Annotated in this window: 4 protein-coding genes and 1 pseudogene; 3 read left to right on the top strand and 2 right to left on the bottom strand. The window is 62.1% G+C overall.

Annotated features, from left to right (window positions below):
- From WAN02_RS25990 to WAN02_RS25980, 3 genes and pseudogenes are all read left to right on the top strand, one after another.
- Positions 1 to 1,094 (top strand): sodium-dependent bicarbonate transport family permease (locus tag WAN02_RS25990; protein WP_422267806.1); only part of this gene is annotated, 1,094 nt, incomplete at its 5' end.
- A 493-nt stretch (positions 1,095 to 1,587) separates the two neighbouring features.
- Positions 1,588 to 2,880, top strand: a complete 1,293-nt coding sequence (locus WAN02_RS25985) for a class I SAM-dependent methyltransferase (RefSeq protein ID WP_422267804.1) — start codon at positions 1,588 to 1,590, stop codon at positions 2,878 to 2,880.
- A 167-nt stretch (positions 2,881 to 3,047) separates the two neighbouring features.
- Positions 3,048 to 4,357 (top strand): annotated as a pseudogene (locus WAN02_RS25980) (IS256 family transposase).
- 207 nt (positions 4,358 to 4,564) lie between these two features.
- On the opposite strand, the gene WAN02_RS25975 reads toward WAN02_RS25980, so the two are convergent.
- The gene (locus WAN02_RS25975) at positions 4,565 to 6,094 is read right to left on the bottom strand and encodes a MutS-related protein (RefSeq protein WP_422267802.1); all 1,530 of its coding nucleotides are present in this window, start codon (positions 6,092 to 6,094) and stop codon (positions 4,565 to 4,567) included.
- A complete protein-coding gene (locus WAN02_RS25970; protein WP_422267800.1) occupies positions 6,091 to 7,623 on the bottom strand; it encodes a MutS-related protein in 1,533 nt (510 codons plus the stop codon). The genes WAN02_RS25975 and WAN02_RS25970 overlap by 4 nt, the downstream gene beginning before the upstream one ends.
- Between the last annotated feature and the right edge of the window lie 30 nt (positions 7,624 to 7,653).

Here is a 7,653-nt window from a genome sequence, read left to right as displayed (position 1 = left end):
ATCAGGGCCTGACGATGTATCTGCTGTTGGCCATCGGCTGGCACGGGGGCGAAGGGCTCGCCGCGATCAAGGCGTCAAGCATCGGTGACATCGCGGGATTCATGGTCGTCGGCTTCGTCTTGAACTTTGTGATCGGCGTGCTCGCCCACCTACTGTTGGGCTGGTTAGCCAAGCTGCGCCAAGTCGACAAGGCCACCGTCGCCGGATATTACGGGTCGGACTCGGCGGGGACTTTTGCCACCCGCGTGGCGATTCTCGTCAGCGTGGGAATGGCCTTCGACGCGTACATGCCGGTCATGCTGGCCGTGATGGAGGTCCCCGGCTGCCTGGTGGCACTGTTTCTGGTAGCGCGGCTGCGGGACAAGGGGATGGACGCGGACGGCAACATGCCCGGTGAGCACGGCTACACCGCACCGGCGCCGGCGAGGTTTGCGCCCGGCGCCGCGTCCCAGCCACCTCCGGGGCAGCACCTGGACAGCGAAGACGACCGCGGAATCGCCCAGCAGCTGGATTTCTCGCTGGACAAGCCCCAGCGTCGCCAGCTCGACGGCGTCGACGAGACCGGCAAGAAGCCGCCGCTGCTCTCCCGCCAATTGCTGCGCGAAGTCTTCCTCAACCCCGGGCTGCTTCTGCTCTTCGGCGGCATCAGCATCGGCTTCATCAGCGGGCTACAAGGACACACGGTCACCCACGACGACGACACCTTCTTCATCGCCGCCTTCCAAGGCGCACTGTGCCTGTTTCTCCTCGAAATGGGCATGACAGCCGCTCGCAAACTGCGTGACCTCAAATCCGCCGGCCGCGGGTTCATCTTCTTCGGCCTGTTGGCGCCGAATATCTTTGCAACACTGGGGATCATCGTTGCCCACACCTACGCACACCTCCTCCACAGTGAGTTCAAGCCAGGAACGTACATCCTGTTCGCGGTGCTGTGCGCCGCGGCTTCGTACATTGCCGTCCCGGCGGTGCAGCGGCTGGCAATCCCCGAGGCGAGTCCGACTTTGCCTCTAGCAGCTTCACTGGGACTGACGTTCTCCTACAACGTCACAATAGGAATTCCGGTCTATATGGAGATCGCTCGTCTCTTCACTTAACCGCGCTCTCGCAGCGCAAATCGATGCGGCGCGAAGGATCAGGACTTTCTACGTCGATGTTCGTTGCCGCGACCCGGGCGTTCCGCGCCAAGTAGTACTGCTGCGGTGCCGGCGACGCACACGCTGGGTGAAGTGCGCTGCGGTGGCGGCGGTTTGCGGTAAAGTGACAAGAGTCGTGGCGGAGGGACTCGCCATCGAAATCGCGGGCAGTTTACGTCCGCCAATGGTCCCTACCTTTCTGGAAGTTGAAAGGTAGGGCCATCGTGACAACTCCACTGTCCCGCCTCTTGACGAGCGCACGTGGTCGCCGGTTGACTTCGCCGGAGCCGGTGGATCGTGATCCGGCCTCGTCCGAACTGTCGGAGATGCTAAGCCCGCCTCCATCTTTAGCGCACCCTGACGTAGCGCAAGGAGGCGCCCGCTGATGTCCGTTCTTGATCCCAAGCACGACAAACTCAATCGGGAAACGATTCGCGCTCTAGGGAGGTCTGTGGTGACAGTCGCTGACACTTTGGAGCCACTGGTTCGGGCGGCAGTGGGCTCGGAGGCACCGGTCGCGATTCGAGCGTGGGACGGTAGCCGAGCGGGGCCAGCGAACGCCCAGTGGGCGTTGAAGATCAAGAACCGGCGGGCTCTGCGCCGGTTGCTATGGGCCCCCAACGAACTCGGCTTTGCACGCGCCTATGTATCAGGTGATATCGAAATCGAGGGCGACCTACTAACAGGCATGTCGGTCCTGGAGCAGATGTCAGACCCGACGAACGGCCCGGGTGTGCGCATCGACTCCGAGACGAAGAAGGCACTCGTGAAAACGGCCCTGCGGCTTGGAGTTATCGGCCTGCCCCCGAAGCCCCCGCCAGAGGAGGCGAAGCTGGCGCGCGGGCGCCGCCACGAGAAGCAGCGCGACGCCGCGGCGGTCCGCCACCACTACGACGTCGGTAACGACTTCTACCGCCTGGTACTGGGCGAGTCGATGACGTACTCGTGCGGATACTGGGCGCGACCGGAGGAGAACCTGGACGCGGCCCAGGTCGCTAAGTGTGATCTGGTGGCCCGCAAACTAGGACTGACCGCCGGCATGCGGGTGCTCGACGTCGGCTGCGGCTGGGGGACTTTCGCTGCGCATGCGGCCCGACGTTACGGCGTGCGCGTGGTGGGGGTCACGCTGTCGCGCGCACAGGCGGACTACGCCGGCAAGCGGATGGTCAATGAAGGTGTGAGTGACTTGGTCGAGATTCGTGTCCAGGACTACCGCGACGTCACCGACGGGCCGTATGACGCTATCTCAAGCATCGGCATGGCCGAGCATGTCGGGGCCGCGATGCTGCCGACCTACGCGATGAACCTGTACGCGCTGCTGCGCCCGCAGGGCCGGTTGCTCAACCACGCCATCTCGCGCAGACCCGGCAAGCCTGCGGCGTTTTCGAAGACGTCCTTCATCGATCGCTATGTATTCCCCGACGGCGAGATCGAGGCGATGGCGACGATGATCGAGGCACTCGAAGGAGCGGGCTTTGAAGTGCGCGATGTCGAGTCCCTTCGCGAGCACTACGCGCTGACACTGCGGGCGTGGGTGGAGAATCTGGAAACCAACTGGGACAAAGCGGTTGCAGCAAGCAGTGCTGGGCGAGCAAGGGTCTGGCGGCTCTACATGGCCGGCTCGGCCCTGGCGTTTACAGCCAACCGGATCGGAATCAACCAGGTGCTGGCAGTTAAGCCCACAGCACGCGGTGACAGCGGAATGCCGCGTACCCGCACCGCGTTACTCGCATCCAGGCAGCAATAGGCCTATCTAGAGTGCCCGCCGCGAATCGAAGGAGCAATGATCAGAACCTGTGGATGAGCCTCGGTGTGGGGGCGTGAAAGTGGGCGCACCTTCCCGAGGATGATCTGAATGTCATAGGTCTGATCAAGAGCCGGCGTTGGCGCGCTGGTTCGGGGGAAGGTACGCCCTTGCTCACGGTAGTTCACGATGCGGATTACGCCAACGAGAACGACGGTGGTGGTCGTGGCTCGTTGTTGGATGAGATCGTCCGCGACGGTGCCCGGCAGATGCTGGCTGCAGCGCTGAAGGCTGAGGTGGCTGCCTACATCGACGCCCATGCCCGTGAGGTCGATGAGAATGGTCATCGGCTGGTTGTCCGCAACGGGTATCGCCACGAGCGAGAGGTACTCACCGCCGCCGGTGCGGTGGTGGTGAGCGCGCCGCGGGTTAGCGACAAACGTGTTGACGCCGATACTGGTGAGCGGCAACGGTTCTCCTCGGCGATCCTGCCGGCCTGGGCGCGCAAGTCCCCGCAGATGAGCGAGGTGTTGCCGCTCCTGTACCTGCACGGCCTATCGACCAGTGACTTTGGGCCTGCCTTGGAGCAGTTCCTGGGCTCTGGTGCCGGTTTGTCGGCCACGACGATCACCCGGCTCACGACACAGTGGCAGGACGAAGCCAAGACCTTCGCCAGCCGGGATCTCTCCGGTACCGACTACGTCTACCTGTGGGTCGACGGCATCCACCTCAAGGTCCGCCTCGACCAGGAAAAGCTCTGCCTGTTGGTGATGATCGGGGTGCGTGCTGATGGCCGCAAGGAGCTGGTCGCCCTGAGCGATGGATATCGGGAGTCCACCGAGTCGTGGGCCGATCTGCTGCGTGATTGCCGCCGCCGCGGGATGACCGCCCCGGTGCTCGCCGTCGGCGACGGCGCCCTGGGGTTCTGGAAAGCCGTGCGCGAGGTGTTCCCCGGCCACCCGTGAGCAACGCTGCTGGTTTCACAAGCAGGCCAATGTTCTTGCCGCGCTACCGAAATCAGCACATCCCGCGGCGTCGGCGGCGATCAAGGACATCTACAACGCCGAGGACATCGACAGGGCTCAGGTCGCGATCAAAGCGTTCGAGGTCGACTACGGCGCCAAGTATCCCAAAGCGGTCGCCAAAATCGTCGACGACACCGATGTGCTCCTGGAGTTCTACAAATACCCGGGCCGAGCACTGGATTCATCTACGCACCACCAACCCCATCGAATCGACGTTTGCCACTGTGCGGTTGCGGACGAAAGTCACCAAAGGACCCGGCTCCCGTGCAGCGGGGATTGCCATGGCCTACAAGCTCATTGACGCCGCACAAGCCCGCTGGCGGGCCGTCAACGCACCACACCTGGTCGCCCTCGTCCGAGCCGGGGCCGTGTTCCACAAAGGCAAACTGCTCGAACGCCCCATCGACATCACCCCGCCCGAACCGACCGAATCAACCGAAACGGAGGTCGCCTGAAACACCCCAATCCACAGGTATTGACAATTCCTCGAATCGAAGTAGGCCCGGCAGATGGGGCTATTGATCGCGTGAGCGAATTGGCGGGCCTGATCGCTGCCAGTGATGCAGCGACGCAGGGTCTATCGAGGTCGCATCACACGCGCTGCCAGCGTCTCTTGGCCGCCAGGGACGCTCCGCGAAGCGGGTCGCGCCTGCGCCGTGTGATCAGCTGACTGGCATCTGGTTGGCCCGAGTATCCGCGGGCACGCCGAAGACACGCCGAAATGAATCCTCCCCGTAGCTGGTGGGCTCGGGCTCACCTGGTATCAACTGGAAGGTGCGCGTGCCGTCGGGACGCCGCTCGGCGCGCAGGAACAAGTCGGCGTGGTTGTGACGTGCGTAGAGGTTGCTGGCCAGGTCGTAAAGATGGGTCACGTAAATAACTTTGACGCCGCTCTCGATCATGGCGTAAATGATGTCGCGTGCGATCTGTGATCCCTCGCGTTCGTTGGTGGATGCGAACGATTCGTTGCAGAGTAGTAATGATGTCGGGGTGATGTGGTCGGCGATGGCATTCATCCGGGCGAGTTCTTCGTCGAACTTGCCGTGCGTCATGGTGGCGTCCTCTTCCCGCTTAAAATGGGTGAACACACTGTCTCGGACGTTGGCGGAGAATGCTTTTGCCGTGACGAACATGCCGGCTTGCATCATGACCTGTGCTGCCCCGACACTGCGCAGAAACGTCGACTTGCCGCCCTCGTTGGCGCCGGTGATGACGATCAACGTCTTTTCATCGGCGTCGACGTCGTTGCCGGTGACCTTCTTGACGGTGGCCAGGCATAACCCCACGTCGTGCAAATCGCGACACTCGAACCGCGGCGTGCCCGCCGGAGTAGCAGTCGGAAAGCACGTGGGCGCACCGAATTTCGTGAGCTCGTCGTACAAATTGAGACACCCCAGATAGAACGCGAGCTCGGTGCGCAGACGATCGAAGAAGCCCTGGACGTGGTCGGCGGATTGCGTGACCGTGTTTGCGACATCGTTGATGGCGCGACCCGCCAATTCGGTGAGGGCCGCCGCGCCGGCCTCATCGCGGTCAGCAACCACGAATCCATACCCGCCGCTGCGGTTGCCGGTCAGCTTGTCCCACCAGTTACGGTGTGGCGCTTGGTGGAGTACGTAGTTCTTGCCCTTGTTGCCCGGCCCGAGTTGAGCGCTGAGTAGCACGCCGTTGGGCAGTTGCAGATCGCGTAGCTGCTCGCTAAGGCGGCCCAGGTAGTCGTCGGACAGTTGGTTGGCGACCATCGCGAACAGTTGTCGGAATCCATCGGAGCTGAACTTCCCGGCGTGCTCGTCGCACAGGCTGCGTAATTGCTGCAGGTTCTCATAGAGTAGTTCCAGGATCCGGACGGACCGACGCAAGATCGCTTCGGGGTTGCGTGACATCATGCCGCCCAGGAAGATCTTGCGCCGGACGTCGACTGCGTCGACGGCGATGTCGTACATTTGGTGAACCACATGGCGATTGGTCAGACAGTCGGCCAAGACGTTCTGGCGATAGACGATGACCTCCGGTTCGATGACCGGCAGTGAGATGACTTTCTTGGCTGTATCGCGCAGGAAGTTGTCGCCGGCCGCCATAGTCTGGTAGACGCGGGGCAGTTCAAGGTCATCATCAGTGAGGTCACGTAGCGCCCATGCGATGGGCATCTGGAAGTCAGGGTCGCGTTCGGGATGTAGCAGGCGCACTTTCATCGGCTTACCCTCCGTCGTAGTGCTTCGTGGTTCAGTCTGTATTTGTCGGCCAACGCCGCGGCATAGGCAAGTCCGTCGGCGGGTCGGCGGGTAAAGGTAAATGTCCGTTGGGTGGGATCGTCGGGTGCGACTTCCCCGACCATGCTGACGCAGGCCGGGCTCAGATTGGCTAGTTCGTCGAGGAAGCTGACGTAGACGGCAGCGCAGTTCAGTTCGACGATGCGCTTGAGGACTTCGGTGCCAATCAGGAGTGCATCGTTGACCGTGGTGGACGAGAAACTTTCGTTCATCACGATGATGCTCGCCGCGGTGGCGCTGCAGAGGATGTCGTGAATTCGGACCAGTTCGTCGTCGAGCTTGCCGTGCAGTGTCGCCAACGTCTCTTGTCGTTCGAAGTGGGTGTAGATGTGATCGGGCAGCATCACGCTCGCTTGCCTGGCAGGTATCGGACAGCCCAGCGAAGCGAGGTAGGCGCACTGTCCGATAGTCCTGGCAAAAGTTGTCTTCCCACCCTGATTCGGCCCGGTCACAACCAGGATCCGCTCAGCGCCCGATAAGCGGAAGTCGTTGCTCACGACGGGTTTATCGTCGGCGACCGACTTGATTGCCAGTGCCAGATCAAAGGCGCCCTCGACCGATAGGGCACCAGGCTCCGCTGTCACCGCGGGGTACGTGAAGGACAATTCGGCGGCGCTGAAGCGGCCGACGAAGTCCAGATAGGCCAGATAGAAGCGGACCTCGCGCTCGAACCGGCCGATGATCGGTTCGATGAAGTGTTCGTTGCGCTCACAGTAGGCGGCAAGCAGACTAAACGTTTCGGGGTACAGTTTGGCGACGCACTCGAGGATTTGCTCTTCGACGTGGTTCATGTCGGGGTAGCTCTTGAACGGCACGTGGTAGTCGTCACGCACCTCAGTGGCGAACCGCTCGAACGTCTCCACCACTCCCACGCTGTAATCGCTTTGGTTAGTGAACTTTTCGACGTGAACCCGAAGTCCCTGGATATGCACGGAGTAGCGGACCTCGTGCAGCTGGGCGTGCAGCTTCGCAGTGTCGTCCGCCAGCGTGCGAAAAGTGTCGCAGTCGGTGTACTCGACCACGTGGTCGAAAAAGTCCCGCAGCCCCCGCGACGCGAGCGCTACGCCGGTGAGGCCATCGCGCAGCTGCGTTATTGCGCTGCAATAGGATTCGACGCCGTGAGCAAGCCACCCCTGCCGTTGCAGCGGGTGCCACAGCTTTACGGCCCGGCCGACCTCGTGTCTCGTCGCGCGTATGCTGTCGACAAATCTCTGGACGGGCTCACGTGTTTCCTGGCGTTCCAGGTCGTGGAAAACCTGGTGGCGGTAGTCGACCTTGGAAACCTCGTCCAAGGGCGCATTGAAGAATTTCTTCAGGTGCTCGTTGACATCTCCGGTGGTCACCGCCGCGACGATTTCGTGGAGATGAAGATCGGGAAAGCAGTCCGGTTCCCCATCGCAACCGGCTGTCGCATCGGACTCGGGGAACAGGACGCTGATAAAGGACGCCATCGCCTTTCACCTGCCTTCTACCGCGGATCA

The sequence above is a fragment of the Mycobacterium sp. genome (assembly GCF_049281135.1).
GTDB lineage: Bacteria > Actinomycetota > Actinomycetes > Mycobacteriales > Mycobacteriaceae > Mycobacterium.
The sequence above is the reverse complement of the archived record's forward strand: the minus strand, read 5'-3'. Positions and strand labels throughout refer to the sequence as shown.